The sequence below is a fragment of the Promicromonospora sp. NPDC050262 genome (assembly GCF_040655935.1).
In the GTDB taxonomy this organism is placed as follows: Bacteria; Actinomycetota; Actinomycetes; order Actinomycetales; family Cellulomonadaceae; genus Promicromonospora.
Window position 1 is genome coordinate 213,366 of sequence record NZ_JBFAKX010000006.1, and the last position, 16,739, is coordinate 230,104.

16 protein-coding genes are annotated in these 16,739 nt (G+C 71.6%); 12 read left to right on the forward strand and 4 right to left on the reverse strand.

All coding sequences use genetic code 11. From position 1 onward, the window contains the following. Nucleotides 1-231 precede the first annotated feature (231 nt). The 4 genes from pstS to pstB all read left to right on the forward strand — a co-directional run bounded on the left by pstS (nucleotide 232) and on the right by pstB (nucleotide 4,222). Nucleotides 232-1,299, forward strand: coding sequence for a phosphate ABC transporter substrate-binding protein PstS (gene pstS / locus AB0I29_RS12055; protein WP_357481872.1), 1,068 nt, complete (start codon nucleotides 232-234; stop codon nucleotides 1,297-1,299). Between the two features lie 133 nt (nucleotides 1,300-1,432). Continuing rightward, nucleotides 1,433-2,437, forward strand: coding sequence for a phosphate ABC transporter permease subunit PstC (gene pstC, locus AB0I29_RS12060; RefSeq protein ID WP_285105381.1), 1,005 nt, complete (start codon nucleotides 1,433-1,435; stop codon nucleotides 2,435-2,437). Continuing rightward, entirely contained in the window at nucleotides 2,437-3,396 is a 960-nt protein-coding gene (gene pstA / locus AB0I29_RS12065; protein ID WP_285105382.1) for a phosphate ABC transporter permease PstA, read from the forward strand. The genes pstC and pstA overlap by 1 nt, the downstream gene beginning before the upstream one ends. 46 nt (nucleotides 3,397-3,442) lie before the next feature. Continuing rightward, nucleotides 3,443-4,222 (forward strand): phosphate ABC transporter ATP-binding protein PstB, encoded by a 780-nt coding sequence (gene pstB, locus AB0I29_RS12070; RefSeq protein ID WP_357481760.1) that lies wholly within the window; start codon nucleotides 3,443-3,445, stop codon nucleotides 4,220-4,222. Nucleotides 4,223-4,326: 104 nt separating this feature from the next. On the opposite strand, the gene AB0I29_RS12075 is transcribed toward pstB, so the two are convergent. Continuing rightward, nucleotides 4,327-4,863 (reverse strand): hypothetical protein, encoded by a 537-nt coding sequence (locus AB0I29_RS12075; protein WP_357481762.1) that lies wholly within the window; start codon nucleotides 4,861-4,863, stop codon nucleotides 4,327-4,329. 304 nt (nucleotides 4,864-5,167) lie between these two features. On the opposite strand from AB0I29_RS12075, the gene AB0I29_RS12080 reads away from it, so the two are divergent. The 4 genes from AB0I29_RS12080 to AB0I29_RS12095 all read left to right on the forward strand — a co-directional run bounded on the left by AB0I29_RS12080 (nucleotide 5,168) and on the right by AB0I29_RS12095 (nucleotide 7,613). Next, entirely contained in the window at nucleotides 5,168-5,650 is a 483-nt protein-coding gene (locus tag AB0I29_RS12080; RefSeq protein WP_020017968.1) for a CarD family transcriptional regulator, read from the forward strand. Nucleotides 5,651-5,758: 108 nt separating this feature from the next. Next, entirely contained in the window at nucleotides 5,759-6,475 is a 717-nt protein-coding gene (gene ispD / locus AB0I29_RS12085) for a 2-C-methyl-D-erythritol 4-phosphate cytidylyltransferase (RefSeq protein ID WP_285105387.1), read from the forward strand. Then, the gene (gene ispF / locus AB0I29_RS12090) at nucleotides 6,472-7,017 is read left to right on the forward strand and encodes a 2-C-methyl-D-erythritol 2,4-cyclodiphosphate synthase (protein ID WP_357481764.1); all 546 of its coding nucleotides are present in this window, start codon (nucleotides 6,472-6,474) and stop codon (nucleotides 7,015-7,017) included. Before ispD ends, ispF begins: the two co-directional genes overlap by 4 nt. Beyond that, nucleotides 7,014-7,613 (forward strand): TetR family transcriptional regulator, encoded by a 600-nt coding sequence (locus tag AB0I29_RS12095; protein WP_357481766.1) that lies wholly within the window; start codon nucleotides 7,014-7,016, stop codon nucleotides 7,611-7,613. The genes ispF and AB0I29_RS12095 overlap by 4 nt, the downstream gene beginning before the upstream one ends. Nucleotides 7,614-7,620: 7 nt before the next feature. On the opposite strand, the gene AB0I29_RS12100 is transcribed toward AB0I29_RS12095, so the two are convergent. Further along, a complete protein-coding gene (locus tag AB0I29_RS12100) occupies nucleotides 7,621-8,958 on the reverse strand; it encodes a D-arabinono-1,4-lactone oxidase (RefSeq protein ID WP_357481768.1) in 1,338 nt (445 codons plus the stop codon). Nucleotides 8,959-9,014: 56 nt separating this feature from the next. On the opposite strand from AB0I29_RS12100, the gene AB0I29_RS12105 reads away from it, so the two are divergent. The 4 genes from AB0I29_RS12105 (at nucleotide 9,015) to rlmB (ending at nucleotide 14,078) form a co-directional block, all read left to right on the forward strand. Next, complete coding sequence (locus AB0I29_RS12105) at nucleotides 9,015-10,244, forward strand: amino acid deaminase/aldolase (protein ID WP_357481770.1); 1,230 nt, start codon at nucleotides 9,015-9,017, stop codon at nucleotides 10,242-10,244. A gap of 33 nt (nucleotides 10,245-10,277) precedes the next feature. Then, a complete protein-coding gene (locus tag AB0I29_RS12110) occupies nucleotides 10,278-11,546 on the forward strand; it encodes a low temperature requirement protein A (protein ID WP_357481772.1) in 1,269 nt (422 codons plus the stop codon). 19 nt (nucleotides 11,547-11,565) lie between these two features. After that, complete coding sequence (gene cysS, locus AB0I29_RS12115) at nucleotides 11,566-12,993, forward strand: cysteine--tRNA ligase (protein ID WP_357481774.1); 1,428 nt, start codon at nucleotides 11,566-11,568, stop codon at nucleotides 12,991-12,993. 95 nt (nucleotides 12,994-13,088) lie between these two features. Beyond that, nucleotides 13,089-14,078 (forward strand): 23S rRNA (guanosine(2251)-2'-O)-methyltransferase RlmB, encoded by a 990-nt coding sequence (gene rlmB, locus AB0I29_RS12120; protein ID WP_285105400.1) that lies wholly within the window; start codon nucleotides 13,089-13,091, stop codon nucleotides 14,076-14,078. A 7-nt stretch (nucleotides 14,079-14,085) separates the two neighbouring features. Here rlmB and AB0I29_RS12125 read toward each other — a convergent pair whose 3' ends face one another. Both AB0I29_RS12125 and ugpC read right to left on the reverse strand, forming a co-directional pair. After that, nucleotides 14,086-15,339, reverse strand: coding sequence for a DUF4032 domain-containing protein (locus tag AB0I29_RS12125; protein WP_285105402.1), 1,254 nt, complete (start codon nucleotides 15,337-15,339; stop codon nucleotides 14,086-14,088). A gap of 191 nt (nucleotides 15,340-15,530) precedes the next feature. Next, nucleotides 15,531-16,649 (reverse strand): sn-glycerol-3-phosphate ABC transporter ATP-binding protein UgpC, encoded by a 1,119-nt coding sequence (ugpC, locus tag AB0I29_RS12130; protein WP_285105404.1) that lies wholly within the window; start codon nucleotides 16,647-16,649, stop codon nucleotides 15,531-15,533. Between the last annotated feature and the right edge of the window lie 90 nt (nucleotides 16,650-16,739).

Here is a 16,739-nt window from a genome sequence, read left to right on the forward strand (position 1 = left end):
CCCGGGGACGCACCGCGGGTGGCACACGCCGGGCCGTGTCATGGTGAGCGTGTTGCGTATCACCCGCTTTCCGTGGGCTTGTTCACCCTCCGTTTACCTGGACCTGGTGAGCAGGTCACTCCACCTGCCTAGCGTCCCGACTGACGCCGCGGCGCTCGCCGCGCGTACGACTTGAACAGGATGGAACGACACGTGAAGATCAGCCGATTCCCCCGCGTTGGCTCCGCTGTCATGGTGGGCGCGCTCGCGCTGAGCCTCGCAGCCTGCGGGTCCGACCCGACGACCGGTGCCGAGCCCACGGAGACCGAGGGTGGCGAGGCCATCTCCGGCGACTTCGCCGGCGCAGGCGCGTCCTCCCAGGAGTCCGCGATGGAGGCCTGGGTCGCCGGCTTCCAGAGCTCGAACCCGGACGTCACGATCAACTACGACCCGGCCGGCTCCGGCGCGGGCCGTGAGCAGTTCCTCGCGGGCGGCGTGCAGTGGGCCGGCTCGGACTCCGCGCTCGACGACGAGGAGCTCGCTGCCTCGGCCGAGGTCTGCGGCACCGACGGCGCGATCGACCTGCCGATCTACGTGAGCCCGATCGCCGTGGCCTTCAACCTCCCCGGCGTCGACTCGCTGAACCTCTCCTCCGAGGTCATCGCCAACATCTTCAACGGCGAGATCAAGAAGTGGAACGACGACGCGATCAAGGCCGACAACCCTGACGCCGACCTCCCGGACACCGACATCACGCCGGTGCACCGCCTCGACGACTCGGGCACCACCGAGAACTTCACCGAGTACCTGTCCGCCACGGCCCCCGAGGCCTGGACCGACGAGCCCGACGGCGTCTGGCCGCTCGAGGGCGGCGACTCCGCCGAGGGCACGTCCGGCGTGGTCGGTGTCGTGACCGACACCGAGGGCGCCGTCACCTACGCGGACGCCTCCAAGGTCGGTACGCTCGGCACCGCGTCGATCAAGGTCGGCGAGGAGTTCGTGCCGTTCTCGGCCGAGGGTGCCGCCGCCACGGTGGACGCGTCCCCGCGCGTCGAGGGCCGTGCCGAGCACGACTTCGCGATCGAGGTCGACCGTACGCTGACCGACCCGGCCACCTACCCGCTGGTGCTCGTCTCCTACGCCATCGCCTGCACCAACTACGCCGACGAGGCGCAGGGCAACTTCGTCAAGGCCTTCCTGGCCTACCAGGCCTCCGAGGCGGGCCAGCAGGCCGCGGCCGACGCCGCGGGCAACGCGCCCATCTCGGCGGCCACCGCCGAGCAGGTCGCCGCCGCGATCGAGTCGATCACGGTCGGCTGACGAAGCACATGAACACCGGCCGGCGGCCGGACCGAACGGCGCCGACGGCGTCGCAGGTCCGGTCGCCGGCACAGCCATGTCAGTCACTGATCCCGATCCCCCTACTCCGAGCGACGAGCATCGAGGAGCTCTTGTGACCACCACCGACAGTCCGCCGGACGCCCAGCCCGGCCGACTGAAGCCGCCCGCCCGGCGGCGCAACCACGGCGACACCGAGCGCGGCTTCAGCCGGGTGTTCCGCTGGATCACCACCGGCGCAGGTGCCTTCCTGCTGCTGGTGCTGGCGGCCGTCGCGGTGTTCCTCATCGCGCGGGGCGTGCCCGCCCTGGCCGCTTCGCCGGAGGAGCTGAGCGCCAAGGGCGGCCTGCCGGCGGGGATGGACTCGCTCTGGGACCTGGTCGGCCCCCTCGTGTTCGGCACGCTGCTGGCCGCGGCCATGGCGCTGCTGCTCGCGACGCCGGTCGCCATCGGGATCGCGCTGTTCATCTCGCACTACGCGCCGCGCCGCGCGGCCTCGGTGATCGGCTACGTGATCGACCTCCTCGCGGCGATCCCGTCCGTGGTGTTCGGCCTCTGGGGCGGGCGCACGCTGGCCCCGATCATCAGCGACGTGTGGGTGTGGATCGCGGGCGTCCTCGACTTCCTGCCGTTCTGGACCGTGAACGTGACCAACACGGGTCGGTCGCTCGCGACGGCGTCCGTGGTGCTCGCGGTGATGGTCCTGCCGATCATCACCGCGGTCTCCCGCGAGGTCTTCCTGCAGACCCCGACGCTGCACGAGGAGGCGGCGCTCGCCCTGGGCGCCACGCGCTGGGAGATGATCCGCACGGCCGTGCTGCCGTTCGGCCGCTCCGGCGTCATCTCCGCCGCGATGCTCGGCCTCGGCCGCGCGCTCGGCGAGACGATGGCGGTCCTGATGATCCTGTCGCCCGGCATCCTCTACTCGTTCCAGATCTTCGACTCCGGCCAGCAGCAGACCATCGCGGCCTTCATCGCGTCGCGGTTCGCCGAGGCCAGCGGGCTCGCGGTGAACGTGCTCATCGCCACCGGCCTGGCACTGTTCGTCATCACCATGGTGGTCAACATGGGCGCCCGCGCGATCGTCGCGCGGCGCAAGGAATTCTCGGGAGCCAACTGATGAGCGCCACGACCTCGATCACGGACGACACCGGCGCCGTCGAGCGCACGCGTGCCCTCCTGACCGCCGCCGACACGGGCCGCAAGCGCACCGACCGGATCATGACGGTGCTGATCTACGGCGCGTTCACGCTCGCGGTGATCCCGCTGGTGTCCCTCCTGTGGACCGTCGTCGTGAACGGCATCGAGCGGCTCGACGGTGAGTTCCTCTTCACGTCGATGCGCGGCGTGTTCGGCGGCATGGACATGGGCGGCGCCTACCACGCCGCCGTCGGCACGCTGATGATCACGCTGACCGCCACGGTCATCTCGGTGCCGATCGGCCTGCTCGTCGCCATCTACCTCGTCGAGTACGGGCGCGGCGCGCTGGCCCGGGCCACGACCTTCTTCGTGGACGTCATGACGGGTATCCCGTCCATCGTCGCGGGCCTGTTCGCGTTCGCGCTGTTCAGCATCTTCCTGGGCCCGGGCGCCAAGCTCGGCATCATCGCCGCGGTCGCGCTGAGCGTGCTGATGATCCCCGTGGTGGTGCGCTCCTGCGAGGAGATGCTCAAGCTCGTGCCCAACGAGCTGCGGGAGGCGTCCTACGCGCTGGGGGTCCCCAAGTGGCTCACCGTCGTCCGGGTCGTGCTCCGCACCTCCGTCGCCGGCATCACGACGGGCGTGCTGCTCTCCATCGCCCGCGTGATCGGCGAGACCGCGCCGATCCTCATCACCGCCGGTGTGTCGGACTCGATCAACTTCAACCCGTTCGACGGGCGCATGATGACACTGCCGGTCTACATCTTCAGCCAGTACCGGCAGGGCCCGGTGCCCTGCCGTGAGGATGCGATCGACTGCCTGGTGAACATCAACTTCGAACGCGCGTGGGCAGCCGCCCTCCTGCTGATCATCATCGTCATGCTCCTCAACCTCATCGGGCGCCTCGTGACCCGGTGGTTCTCCCCGAAGCTGCGCTGACGCGCAGACCCCGCCTCAGCCGCAGCTCACACGAAGGAATGATCCGATGGCACAGCGCATCGACGTGAAAGACCTGAACATCTACTACGGCGACTTCCTCGCCGTGGAGGGTGTGTCCATGACGATCGACCCCAAGTCCGTGACGGCCTTCATCGGCCCGTCGGGCTGCGGCAAGTCGACGTTCCTGCGCACCCTGAACCGCATGCACGAGGTGATCCCCGGGGCCCGCGTCGACGGCTCCGTGGAGCTGGAGGGCGTCGACCTGTACGGCGACGACGTCGACCCCGTGGCCGTGCGCCGCACCGTCGGCATGGTGTTCCAGCGCCCCAACCCGTTCCCCACGATGTCCATCCGGGACAACGTGCTGGCGGGCGTGAAGCTGAACAACAAGCGGATCTCGAAGTCCGACGCGGACAACCTGGTCGAGTCGTCCCTGCGCGGCGCCAACCTCTGGAACGAGGTCAAGGACCGCCTGGAGAAGCCCGGTTCCGGCCTGTCCGGCGGCCAGCAGCAGCGCCTCTGCATCGCCCGCGCCATCGCGGTGAAGCCGCAGGTCGTCCTCATGGACGAGCCGTGCTCGGCCCTGGACCCGATCTCCACGCTGGCGATCGAGGACCTCATCCAGGAGCTCAAGAAGGACTACACGATCGTCATCGTCACGCACAACATGCAGCAGGCGGCGCGCGTGAGCGACCGGACGGCGTTCTTCAACATCGCGGGCACCGGCAAGCCGGGCAAGCTCATCGAGATGAACGACACCGCGACGATCTTCTCGTCGCCCGCCGAGAAGGCCACCGAGGACTACGTCTCGGGCCGCTTCGGGTGACGGACGGCTCTGGCCGGAAGACACCTCTGGCGAGGTAGGACGGCGGTCCTACCTCGCCAGAGGTGTCTCTGCTGCCTGTGTGCCGGAGCTTGGACCCCGGCGGGTCACTCCGACGGGGAGGGCGATGCCGACGCGGCCGGCTCGACGACCTCGACCGGGACGTAGTCGGCGTACTCCGACAGGGTGCCGTCGAGGACCGGGAGCAGGAACTCCTTGGTGTCGGTGCCGACGGTCAGGGTCGCGTCGAGGTAGTTGCCGGGTGCGGCGCCCACGGTGTCGAGCAGGGCGGCCTCGCCCGTCTCGGTGCCCAGGTAGACGGTGCCACCTGCCGGGACCTCGACGATCACGGGGGCGGCGCCGGGCGCCTGGAGCGTGAACGACGCGTCGTCGGCGGTCTCGTTGGCCAGGGCGCCCAGCACGTTGCCGGCCTCGCCCTCGGCGGCGGACACGACCATGAGGTTGATGCCGCGCAGGTCCGTGTCCTGCTCGCCCAGCACGGAGACGCCGACACCGTCGGACGGGTCGTAGGGCTTCGTCGTGGTGGTCGGGGCGCAGGCCGCCAGCAGGAGGGCTCCCGCAGCGGAGACCGCCGCGACGGCGATGGTGCGGGCGCCTCGGGCGGCGGTGGCGCGACGGGACACGGTGAACTCCCTGATGTTCGTCTGGTTCGGGCGGGGTCGGATCCCCGCAATATCCTAGTGGGCCCGGGGGTGTGCCCGCGCATCGCCGAAGGTGACGAACCACCCGGTCAGGGAGTGGCAACGGTCACGGCTGCGGAACGATCCGACCGGGGCCGAGAGGGTGAGGATCACCCCAACCACCCGGGTGGATAACGCTCTGACCTGCGGAAACGCTGTTCGCAAGGGGGTCGGACAAACGCCAAGGGTGCAAGTTCTCCAGATCACGCCGTGGTAACCTGGTTTCAGGGAAAGGGGACATCTGCAGATGACGTTCACAGTAGGCGAGACGGTTGTCTACCCGCACCATGGCGCGGCGCTGATCGAAGAGATCAAGACCCGCAAGATTCGCGGCGAAGAAAAGATGTACCTCAAGCTCAAGGTTGCCCAGGGCGACCTGACCATCGAGGTCCCGGCGGAGAACGTCGACCTGGTGGGGGTGCGCGACGTCGTCGGCCAGGAGGGTCTCGACCGCGTGTTCGAGGTGCTTCGCGCGCCGTACACGGAAGAGCCCACCAACTGGTCGCGCCGGTACAAGGCGAACCTCGAGAAGCTCGCGTCGGGCGACGTCATCAAGGTGGCCGAGGTCGTTCGCGACCTGTCCCGCCGTGACGCCGACCGCGGTCTTTCCGCAGGTGAGAAGCGAATGCTCGCGAAGGCACGGCAGATCCTCGTGTCCGAGCTCGCGCTGGCCGAGCACACCGAGGAGGAGAAGGCGGAAGCCATCCTCGACGAGGTCCTCGCTTCCTGACCCACCCACAGGATCCCCAGCTCCACTGATGCACCGGTCTGGCGACCGGTGCATCGTGCCCCACGGGATCCTTCGCTTCAATCATGATCCTGTGGGGACCCCGACGAGATGACGACCCTTGCAATCCTGACGGCCGCCGGCTCGGGCTCTCGACTAGGCAGAGACCTGCCCAAGGCACTGGTGGAGCTCGACGGCTTCCCGCTCGTGCTGCACGCGGCGCGGCGCCTGGCGGCGTCGGGAGTCGTGGACTCGCTCGTGGTGACCGCGCCCGACGGGCTCGTGGCCGTGATGGCCGACCTCATGGCCGACGACCCGCACGTCCACGTTCCCGTCGAGGTGACGGACGGCGGTCCCACCCGGCAGGCCTCCGTACATGCGGGCCTCGCGCTCGCCCGGCCGGGTGACGACGTGGTGCTGGTGCACGACGCCGCTCGTCCGCTCGTGCCCCCGGACCTCGTCCGGCGCGTCGTGGCCGCCGTCCGCAGCGGCCACGGGGCCGTGGTGCCCGGTCTGCCGGTCACGGACACGGTGAAGCAGGTGCGGCCGGACGGCGACGCCGAGCTCGTCACCGGTACCCCGGACCGCTCGATGCTGCGGGCCGTGCAGACGCCCCAGGGGTTCGCGCGCGACCTGCTGGTGCGTGCGCACCGGACGGGCGCCGCCCGAGCCCGGGCGGAGCACCTCGCGGCGACGGACGACGCCGGTCTGGTCGAGGTGCTCGGCGAGCCGGTGCACATCGTGCCGGGGGACGCCGCCGCCTTCAAGATCACCACCGAACGCGACCTGTGGCTCGCGTCCCTCGTGCTGCAGGAGAGCAACGCATGATCGACCCGTCGAGCACGCCGGACCCCGCCGTCCCGGCCGCCGCGTACCCCTTGCCGCGCACGGGCATCGGCGTCGACGTGCACGCCTTCGCGCCGGACGGGTCGGACCGCGAGATGTGGCTCGGGGGCCTGCACTGGCCGGGCGAACGCGGCCTGGCGGGGCACTCCGACGCCGACGTGGCCGCGCACGCGGCGGCCGACGCGCTGTTCTCCGCGGCGGGCCTGGGCGACCTCGGGTCGCACTTCGGGACCGGCCGTCCCGAGTGGGCGGGAGCCTCCGGGACCACGCTCCTGGCCGAGGCCGCGAGGCGCGTTCGGGCTGCGGGGTACATGATCGGCAATGTGGCTGTACAGGTGATCGGAAACCATCCGCGGGTGGGCACGCGGCGTGACGAGGCTCAGGCGGCGCTGTCCGCCGCCGCGGGCGCGCCCGTCTCCCTGACCGCGACCACTACGGATGCGCTCGGGCTGACCGGGCGCGGCGAGGGCGTCGCGGCGATCGCGACGGCGCTCGTGGTGCCCGACGGCAGGGCCGCGGCATGAACAACAAGCGCAAGCCGCTCGACGAGCGGCGCGCCGAGATCGTCGAGGCCGGGCTGAGCGTGGCGATGCGCGAGGGCGTCGAGTCGGTGACCGTGCGCCGCGTGGCGCAGGAGGCCGGGATCTCGCTGGGCACCGTGCACTACTGCTTCGACGACAAGGACGCGATGCTGCGGGCCATGGGCCGGGCCATCGCGATGCGGGCGTCGGAGCCCATGATCTCTGCGCTGGAGGTCGGGCCGGACCGCACGACCCTGGCCGACACGGCCGTGGACGCCCTCCTGACGGGCCTCAAGCAGCACCAGCACATGCGGCTGCTCACCTTCGAGTTCGCCGTCTCGGGCGCGCGCACGCCGGTGCTGCGCGAGGTGGCGCAGGCGCGCCTCAAGCAGAGCATCGTGATGACGCGGGAGTACCTGCTGCGGCTGGCCGAGGTCGCCGAGGCCAAGTACCGGACCGACATCGACGCGCTGGCGCGCACGGTGGCGATCCGGATCGACGGCATCGAGCTCGCGTGGATGGTCGACCAGGACGACGCCGCGGCGCGGTCCGCCTTCGCCGACCTGACCCACGACGTGTTCGACGACATGGAGCCCTGAGCCGGGCCTAGATGGCGAAGACCCGCTGGGTGTACGGGTTGGCGAACACGCCCTCGGGGTCGGCCGCCTCGCGTGCCCGCCGGAAGTCGCCGAAGCGGCGGTACTGACCCGCCAGGTAGTCGGCGTCGCGCGTGTGCATCTTGCCCCAGTGCGGGCGCCCGCCCGCGGCGGTGAAGATCTGCTCGGCGGCGTCGAAGTACCGCGCGTAGGGCAGGCGCCAGTACTGGTGCACGGCGACGTACGCGGTGTCGCGGCCGTACGCGGTCGAGAGCCACACGTCGTCGGCAGGGGCGAAGCGCACCTCGACCGGGAACGGGACGTTCTCGCCCGTGGACCGCTGCCAGGCGTCGAGCTGGTTCAGCACGTCGACCACGGCGGCCCGCGGCACCGCGTACTCCATCTCGCGGAACCGCACCCGGCGGTGGGTGCAGAACACCTGGTGCGACGGCGCCGTGTACCGGCGGGCGCTCAGGGCGCGGGCCGAGATCGCGTTCAGCGTGGGGGTCGCGGCCGGGACGAGGGCGGCGATCCGGTTGACGGTCCCGAAGAGCGCGTTCGACAGCACCTCCTCGTCGAGGAAGGAGCGGGCCGCCCCGGCTGCCTTCCGCAGGCCGTGCGCCAGGCCCGAGCCCGTGTTCACCCCGGCGTCGACCCGGGTGTTGCGCAGCGTCAGGGCGCGGCGCGTGGTGGGGAACCAGTAGAACTCGAAGTGGTCGCTGCCCGCCACGAGGTCGTCGAGCTCCTCGAAGACACGGTCCAGGGGCCAGGGCTCCTCGACGGCGTGCAGGTCGAACGCCGGGACCGCCTCGATGGTCACGGTGCTCAGCACGCCGGTGGCGCCGAGGCCGAGGCGGGAGGCCTCGAACAGGTCGTGGCGCTCGGTGGGCGCGGCGCGGACGACGTCGCCGTCCGGCCCCACGACCGTCAGTGCCCGCACCCGGGTGGCCAGGCCGCCGAACCGGGCGCCCGTGCCGTGCGTGCCGGTCGAGATGGCGCCGGCGACCGACTGCCGGTCGATGTCGCCGAGGTTCTGCATGGCGAGGCCGCGCTCGGCCAGGACCCGGTTGAGCTGGTGCAGCCGCATGCCCGCGTCCACCGTGACCAGGGCGTGCCCGGTGTCGGGGTCGCGCTCGACGCGGTGCAGGGCGTCGAGGTGGTCGAGGTTGAGCAGCACGCCGTCGGTGGCCGCCGCCGGCATGAACGAGTGCCCGGCGCCGACGGCGCGCACGGTGTGCCCGTCCTTCACGGCGCGGCGCACGGCGTCGGACAGCTCGTCCTCGGAGGCCGGCTGCTCGAGTCGTGCGGGCGTGGCGGTCACGTTGCGTGCCCAGTTCGTCCAGATCACCGGAGCACTATCCCACGGGCCCGCGCTGCTGGACAGAACCGGAGTAGCGTTCGGGCATGAGCTCCGCAGCAGACACCGCCGCGCGGCTTTCCGCCGCCACGTCCGGCCTGCCGGCCCCCGTCGCCGTGGTCGACCTGGACGTGTTCGACACCAACGCGCTCGACATCCTCAAGCGGGCCGACGGCGTGCCCGTCCGCGTCGCGTCGAAGTCCGTGCGCGTGCGCTCGCTGGTCGAGCGAGCGCTCGGGCACGGGTTCGCCGGCGTCATGGCCTACTCGCTGCGGGAGGCGCTGTGGCTGGTCGGCGAGGGCACGCGCGACGTCCTGGTCGGCTATCCGACGGTGGACCGCGAGGCCCTCGCCACGCTGGCGGCGGATCCCGCCGCGCGCGCCGAGATCACCCTGATGGTCGACGACGTGGCGCACCTCGGCCTGATCGCCGAGGCCGAGGAGCTCATGGGCGCGGGCGGCTCGGCCGCCGCCACGGCGGGCCCGGCGGCCGGGCGGCCGATCCAGGTCTGCCTGGACGTCGACTGCTCGCTGCGGGTCGGCGTGGGGCCGCTGACGGCGCACCTCGGCGTCCGCCGCTCGCCCCTGCGCGAGCCCGGCGACGTCGCCGCCCTCGCCACCGTGGCCCAGGCCAAGGGGCTGGCCGTGCGCGGCCTGATGTTCTACGAGGCCCAGGTGGCCGGCCTGCCGGACACCAGCCCCGCCGTCCGGCTCGTCAAGCGCCTCACGATGCGCGAGGTCAACGACCGCCGGGTGCGGATCCTCGCGGCGGTTCGGGACGCGGTGGGGCAGGAGGTGGAGCTCGTCAACGCGGGCGGGACCGGTTCGATCGAGGTGAGCGGCAGCGCCCCCGGCGTCACCGAGGTGACGTCCGGCTCCGGGCTGTTCACGCCCGGCCTGTTCGACGGCTACCGCTCCTTCGAGGCCCGCCCGGCGGCGTTCTTCGGGCTCGACGTGGTGCGCGAGCCCGCCCCCGGCTGGGTCACGGCCTTCGCGGGCGGTTACGCGGCGTCGGGCCAGGCGGGCAAGGCGCGGCTGCCGCGCCTGTTCACGCCCGGCTACACGCTGAGCGGGACCGAGGGCGCGGGCGAGGTCCAGACGCCGCTGCGGGCCACGCGGGCGGACGGCAGCGTGCTCCGGACCGGCGACCGGGTCTGGCTCCGGCATGCGAAGGCCGGCGAGATGATGGAGCGGTTCGACCGGGTGCACCTCGTACGAGGGGCCGAGATCACCGAGACGGTGCCGACCTACCGGGGCGAGCACAAGAACTTCGGGTAGTCCCGCGGGCGGGCCATCGGGTAGAACAAACCCATGCCCACACTGCACCACCGCAACCGCCCGATGACGGGTCGCGACCCGCACGAGCCGGCGCGCACGGCGACCCCGCTGGAACTGCTGTTCGACCTCACGTTCGTCGTCGCGTTCGGGGTGGCCGGTGAGCAGGGCGCCCACCTCCTCGCGGAGGGGCACGTCGCGTCGGGCATCATCGGGTTCGCGTTCTCGATGTTCGCCATCTGCTGGGCGTGGATCAACTTCACCTGGTTCGCCTCCGCGTTCGACACCGACGACTGGTTCTACCGCGTCACCACGATGGTGCAGATGATCGGCGTCGTGATCCTGGCGCTCGGCCTGCCCGACATGTTCAGCTCCCTCGACGAGGGCGACCGCGTGCACAACGAGGTCATGGTCGCCGGGTACATCGTCATGCGGCTGGCCATGCTCGTGCAGTGGCTGCGCGCGGCCCGGCAGGCCCCCCAGTACCGGGCCATCTGCCTGGGATACGCACGCACGCTGGTCATCACGCAGATCGGGTGGGTGATCCTGGCCGTCGCGCCGGTGACCGTCCCCGTCTTCCTCGTGTGCGGCGCGCTGCTGGGGACCGCGGAGATGGCAGGCCCGTGGCTCGCGGAGCGGTTCGGCACGCCCGGCACCGGCCGGCAGAGCACGCCGTGGCACGCCCACCACATGGCCGAGCGCTACGGGCTGCTCGCCATCATCACGCTCGGCGAGGGCGTGATCGGCACCGTCGCGTCGCTGTCCGCCACCGTGGGTGGCTCGGGATGGACGCTCGACGCCGCCCTCGTGGCGCTCGCGGGCACCGGCCTCACCTTCGGGCTCTGGTGGACGTACTACCTCACGCCCGACGCCGAGCTGCTGCACCGGCACCGAGAGCGGTCGTTCGCCTGGGGCTACGGCAACATCGTGGTCTTCGCGGCGCTCGCCGGCGTGGGAGCCGGGCTGCACGTCGCCGGCTACTACCTGGACGGGGAATCGCACCTCGGCGCGGTCGGGACGGTGCTGGCGGTCGCCGTGCCGGTGCTCGTCTTCGTCGTGGTCGACTACGTCCAGTTCTGGGTACTGAGCCGGTCGGTCAGCCCGCTGCACCTGTACCTGGTGCTCGGCACGGTCGCGATGCTCGCGGTGGCCGTCGCCGCGGCGGCGGCGGGCGTCGCCATGTCGTGGGCCCTGCTCCTGGTGATGCTCGCGCCGGCGATCTCGGTCGTCGGGTACGAGGCGCGCGGGCACCGGCACGTGGCCCGGCTGCTCGGGCAGGCGCTCGAGCAGGAAAAGGGTGCCTGACCGCCGGTACCCTTGACAGGTGACTATTCGCCTGTTTGACACCGCTGCGCGCGAGGTGCGCGACTTCACCCCCATCACCCCGGGCGAGGTCGGCATCTACCTGTGTGGCGCCACGGTGCAGGCACCTCCTCATGTGGGCCACCTGCGCCCGGTCATCGCGTTCGACGTGCTGCGCCGGTGGCTCACCCGGCGGGGCCTGAAGGTCACCCTGATCCGCAACGTCACCGACATCGACGACAAGGTGCTGGCCAAGTCGGCCGCCGCCGGCCGGGAGTGGTGGGCGCACGCCGCGCTGTACGAGCGGGTGTTCACCCAGGCGTACGACGCGCTCGGCGTCATCCCGCCCACCTACGAGCCGCGGGCCACCGGCAGCGTGCCCGAGATGGTCGCGCTCATGGAGCGCCTGGTCGAGAAGGGGCACGCCTACTCCACCGGTGAGGGCAACGTCTGGTTCGACGTCCACTCCTGGCCCGCCTACGGCGAGCTGACCCGGCAGCGGGTCGAGGACCTCAGCCCCGAGGAGGGCGCGGAGGCCACGGCGGGGTCCGCCGCCGCGGCCAAGAAGAACCCGCACGACTTCGCGCTGTGGAAGGCGCCCAAGCCGGGTGAGCCGGAGTCGGCGTCCTGGGACACCCCGTACGGCCGCGGCCGCCCCGGCTGGCACCTGGAGTGCTCCGCCATGGCCCGCCGCTACCTGGGCGAGACGTTCGACATCCACGGCGGCGGCCTCGACCTGCGGTTCCCGCACCACGAGAACGAGCAGGCGCAGTCGCGGGCCGCGGGCTACGGGTTCGCGCAGCGCTGGATGCACGTCGCGTGGGTCACCCAGGCCGGCGTCAAGATGTCGAAGTCCCTGGGCAACGGGCTGCTGGTCAGCGAGCTGCTGGCCCAGGCGCCCGCCCCCGTGGTGCGCTACGCGCTCGCGGCCGTGCAGTACCGGTCCATGCTCGAGTGGGCGCCCGACACGCTGGACGAGGCGCGCACCACGTGGGAGCGCCTGTCCGGCTTCGTCACGCGCGCCTCGGAGCGGGTGGGCGACGTCCCGGCCGAGGAGGTCGCCAAGGCGGAGGTCCCCGAGGCGTTCGCCGCCGCGATGGACGACGACCTGAACGTGCCGCAGGCACTCGCCGTCGTGCACGAGCACCTGCGGGCCGGCAACACGGCTCTCGCCTCCGGGAGCGACGACGCCGTCCGTGACGAGCTGGTGACGCTGCGTGCGATGCTGGACGTGCTGGGCCTGGACCCGGCCGACCCGCAGTGGTCGACGTCGGGCGACGACCGGTACGCGACGGCCCTGGACGGGCTCGTGGCCGCGGAGCTCAAGGCACGCGCGGAGGCACGTGCCGCGAAGGACTGGGCCACCTCCGACGCGATCCGGGACCGCCTCGCGGCCGCGGGCATCGAGGTCCAGGACAACGCCGACGGGGCCCGCTGGTCCCTCTCCTGAACTTTCCCTGGTGGTCCAGCTTGTCGGGACCACCTCGACCGAGACCCGCGGTGGTCACGACAAGCTCGACCACCGGCTGAGAGACGAGATACACGATGGCAGGCAACTCGAAGCGCGCCGGTGCGGTGCGCAAGGCCGGCTCCAAGAAGGGCGCGCAGGTCGGCACCGGCGGCCACAGCCGCAAGGCGCTGCGCGGCAAGGGCCCGACCCCCAAGGCGGAGGACCGCACGTACCACCCCGCGCACCAGCGCAAGGTCGCGGCCGAGAAGCGGGCCACCGCTGGCGGACGCCGTCCGGGGAGCCCGGGCGGGCGGGGCGCGGGCCGCAAGGGCGCCGGGGCGGCCGAGGTCGTTGCCGGCCGCAACGCCGTGCTGGAGGCGCTGCGCGCGGAGATGCCCACCGAGGGCATCTACCTGGCCTCGCGCCTGGAGTCGGACGACCGCACCCAGGAGATCCTGGAGATCGCGCACGCGCGCAGCCTGCCGATGTTCGAGGCGTCGCGCCTCGACCTGGACAAGATCACCGACGGCGCCGTGCACCAGGGCGTCGCGATGAAGGTGCCGGCCTACGACTACCGGGACGCCGACGACCTGCTCGACGCCGCGGCCGAGGCCGGGGAGCCGCCGCTGATCGTGGCGCTGGACGGTGTCACGGACCCCCGCAACCTCGGGGCCGTGCTGCGGTCCGCCGGGGCGTTCGGCGCGCACGGCGTGCTGGTCCCGGAGCGGCGCGCGGCGGGCGTGACGGCGTCGGCGTGGAAGGTGTCCGCGGGCGCCGCCGCACGCGTGCCCGTGGCCCGTGCGACCAACCTGGCGCGCGAGCTCGCCGAGCTGAAGAAGACCGGCTGCTTCGTGGTGGGGCTCGACGCGGGCGGCGACATGCCCGTGGGCGAGCTCGCGTACGCGAACGACCCGCTGGTGCTGGTGGTCGGGTCGGAGGGCAAGGGTCTGTCCCGCCTCGTGCGCGACGCGTGCGACGCGGTGGTCTCGATCCCGATCGCGGCCACGACGGAGTCGCTGAACGCCGCCGTGGCGGCGGGGATCACGCTCTACGAGGTGGCCAGGCAGCGGGCCGAGGCCAGCTAGGCCGCTGCTAGGCCTGCTGCTCGGCCTCGCCCGGTGCGAGGCCGAGCAGGGCGTCCTCGTCGGGGCGGTGCCGCAGCACGTTCTCCACGTAGGACGCCGCGGCCTCGGGCAGCGGGATGTCCCGCTGCGCCTGCTGGGAGATGAACCAGCGGTGGTCGAGGATCTCGTGGAAGAGCTGCGCGGGCTCCAGCTTGCGCCGCATCTCGCGGGGCACGGCGTCGATCGTCGGGCGGAACACCTGGCGCACCCAGGCGTGCGCCACGATCTGCTCCTGGTCGTTCTGCCGGTCGGTCGCGGCCCGGAAGCTGTCCAGGTCGTTGAGCATGCGGCGCGCCTGGTTCTCCTGCACGTCCAGCCCCGTGAGACGCAGCAGGCGGCGGGAGTGGTGCCCGGCGTCGACCACCTTGGGCTGGATGCGCACCTTGGTGCCGTCGATGTCCGTGGTGATCTCCAGCTCGCCCACGTCGAAGCCGAGGTCGTTGAGCCGCTCGATGCGGGCGGCGACGCGCCAGCGCTCCTCGGAGTCGAACGCCTCGGAGATGGTCAGCGCGGCCCACAGCTCCTGGTAGCGCTCCACCAGGGCGTCGCCGATGGACACCTCGTCGACGTCCTCGTCGAGCAGCTCGCCGGCGGCGAGGTCCATCAGCTCGCCGATGATGTTGGTGCGCGCCAGGTCGACGTCGTAGTTGCGCTGGCCGTCCGTGAGCTGGCGGTGCATGTCGCCGGTCTCGGCGTCGACCAGGTAGGCGGCGAAGGTCTCGGCGTCACGCCGGAACAGCGTGTTGGAGAGCGACACGTCGCCCCAGTAGAAGCCGACGAGGTGCAGGCGCACCAGGAGCACCGCGAGGGCGTCGATGAGACGCGTCGCGGTGTCGGGGCGCAGGTCCTGGCTGAACAGTGCGCGGTAGGGCAGGGAGAACGGCAGGTGCTCGGTGATCAGCACGGCCTCGAGCCGGTCGCCGTCGGGCGCGCTGCGGCCCGTGATGACGCCCACGGGGACCACGGAGGGCACCTCGATGCGGTGCAGCTGGCGCAGCAGCGCGTACTCGCGGTAGGCGACGCTCTCGCCGATCTCCTTGATCGCCAGGACGCGGCCGCCGTGGTTGACGAAGCGGACCACGTGCCGCGAGATGCCCTGGGGCAGCGCGGCAAGGACCTCGTCCGGCCACTCGGCCAGGGGGACGTCCCACGGGAGGTCCAGCAGAGTCGGGTCGGGTGCGACCGCCGTGATCTGCAGGTTCTGCTGGGGCATGGGCACCATTCTGCGCTGAGCCGGCCGGTGGGCCGGGCAGGGCGGGGAATCCGCCGGGGGCGGAGTCATGAAAGGCCTGCGGGGTGTGTTGCTCGGAGCAGACATTGTCTACGCCGAGCAACACACCCCGAGGATGTCACCGTTCCCTCGGCGAGCCGAGGGGTCGGGCCCGGTGGCCGGGCCCGTGGTCACGCTTCGGCTCAGCCGAGGCGCTCACCCGTGGTCGCGGAGAACACGTGCGAGTGACCGGCCTGGATGGCGACGGAGATGACGTCGCCCTTGTCCGGCACGCCGCGCGGGTCGATGCGCACGATGACCTGGTTGGTGTCGCCGGCGCTGAGGTCGACGTCGGCGGCGTCGCCCTTGAGAGAGCCGTAGACGAACGCGTCGGAGCCGAGCTCCTCGACCAGGTTGACCTCGACCTCGAACGAGCCGGCGGTGCCGGAGGAGACGACGTCGAGGGCCTCGGGGCGGAAGCCCAGGGTGACCTTGCCGCCGTCGGCCTCGGCGAGGTTGCTCGCGATGGAGCGGTCGAGCGGGACGCTGGCCGAACCGACCTTGACCTGGCCCTCCTTGACGTCGAACGTGCCGATGTTCATGGCGGGGGAGCCGATGAAGCCGGCGACGAACACGTTGTTCGGGCGGTCGTACATCTCACGCGGGGTGCCGACCTGCTGCAGGATGCCGGCGTTGAGGACCGCGATGCGGTCGCCCATCGTCAGGGCCTCGGTCTGGTCGTGGGTCACGTAGACCGTGGTGACGCCCAGGCGGCGCTGCAGCGACGCGATCTGCGTGCGGGTCTGGACGCGGAGCTTGGCGTCGAGGTTCGACAGCGGCTCGTCCATGAGGAACACCTGCGGCTGACGCACGATGGCGCGGCCCATGGCGACACGCTGACGCTGACCACCGGAGAGGGCCTTCGGCTTGCGGTCGAGGTACTCGGTGAGGTCGAGGATCTTCGCGGCCTCCTCGACACGCTGGCGGATCTCCGCCTTGGGCGTGCCGGCGATCTTCAGGGCGAAGCCCATGTTGTCCGCCACCGACATGTGCGGGTAGAGCGCGTAGTTCTGGAAGACCATCGCGATGTCGCGGTCCTTGGGCTGCACGTCGGTGACGTCGCGGTCACCGATGAAGATGTGCCCACCGTTGACGTCCTCGAGACCCGCGAGCATGCGCAGGGAGGTGGACTTGCCGCAGCCGGACGGGCCGACGAGGACGAGGAACTCGCCGTCCTCGATCTCCAGGTTCAGCTGGTCGACGGCCGGGCGCTCCGTGCCCGGGTAGACGCGCGTCGCGTGGTCGAAAGTGACCGTAGCCATGAGAAAACATCCCTCCACCGGCAGGTACGTGCCGGACGATCCGTTGTGGTCGGGTGCCGTTGCTTCCACTCGCGTGTCGGCGGTGACACT

Excerpts from the sequence above, each read along its gene's own strand:
- pstS (WP_357481872.1), top strand. The coding sequence starts at position 232 with ATGGTGGGCGCGCTCGCGCTGAGCCTCGCAGCCTGCGGGTCCGACCCG.
- pstA (WP_285105382.1), top strand. The coding sequence starts at position 2,437 with ATGAGCGCCACGACCTCGATCACGGACGACACCGGCGCCGTCGAGCGC.
- pstB (WP_357481760.1), top strand. The coding sequence starts at position 3,443 with ATGGCACAGCGCATCGACGTGAAAGACCTGAACATCTACTACGGCGAC.
- AB0I29_RS12080 (WP_020017968.1), top strand. The coding sequence starts at position 5,168 with ATGACGTTCACAGTAGGCGAGACGGTTGTCTACCCGCACCATGGCGCG.
- ispD (WP_285105387.1), top strand. The coding sequence starts at position 5,759 with ATGACGACCCTTGCAATCCTGACGGCCGCCGGCTCGGGCTCTCGACTA.
- ispF (WP_357481764.1), top strand. The coding sequence starts at position 6,472 with ATGATCGACCCGTCGAGCACGCCGGACCCCGCCGTCCCGGCCGCCGCG.
- AB0I29_RS12095 (WP_357481766.1), top strand. The coding sequence starts at position 7,014 with ATGAACAACAAGCGCAAGCCGCTCGACGAGCGGCGCGCCGAGATCGTC.
- AB0I29_RS12105 (WP_357481770.1), top strand. The coding sequence starts at position 9,015 with ATGAGCTCCGCAGCAGACACCGCCGCGCGGCTTTCCGCCGCCACGTCC.
- AB0I29_RS12110 (WP_357481772.1), top strand. The coding sequence starts at position 10,278 with ATGCCCACACTGCACCACCGCAACCGCCCGATGACGGGTCGCGACCCG.
- rlmB (WP_285105400.1), top strand. The coding sequence starts at position 13,089 with ATGGCAGGCAACTCGAAGCGCGCCGGTGCGGTGCGCAAGGCCGGCTCC.
- AB0I29_RS12125 (WP_285105402.1), bottom strand. The coding sequence starts at position 15,339 with ATGGTGCCCATGCCCCAGCAGAACCTGCAGATCACGGCGGTCGCACCC.
- ugpC (WP_285105404.1), bottom strand. The coding sequence starts at position 16,649 with ATGGCTACGGTCACTTTCGACCACGCGACGCGCGTCTACCCGGGCACG.